The organism is Paenibacillus sp. 203, from assembly GCF_037027525.1.
GTDB classification, from domain to species: Bacteria; Bacillota; Bacilli; order Paenibacillales; family Paenibacillaceae; genus Paenibacillus; species Paenibacillus polymyxa_B.
In genome coordinates this window covers 1-253 of sequence record NZ_JAXCHD010000092.1, presented here as the reverse complement: position 1 = coordinate 253, position 253 = coordinate 1, and the positions used below count along the sequence as shown (strand labels likewise).

The 253-nt window shown below is 53.4% G+C and carries 1 rRNA gene; it reads right to left on the bottom strand.

Annotated features, from left to right (window positions below):
* Positions 1 to 253: ribosomal RNA gene (locus tag WA407_RS26885) — 23S ribosomal RNA — on the bottom strand; the annotation flags it as partial.

Genomic DNA, 253 nt, shown 5'->3' with positions numbered 1-253 from the left:
CCTTCTGCCTTTGCACTCTTCGAATGATTTCCAACCATTCTGAGGGAACCTTGGGGCGCCTCCGTTACTCTTTAGGAGGCGACCGCCCCAGTCAAACTGCCCACCTGACACTGTCCTCGCACCGGGTCACGGTACCAAGTTAGAACCTAGATACGATCAGGGTGGTATCCCAAGGATGCCTCCTCTCAAGCTGGCGCTCAAGATTCTACGGCTCCCACCTATCCTGTACAGATCGTACCCAAATTCAATATCA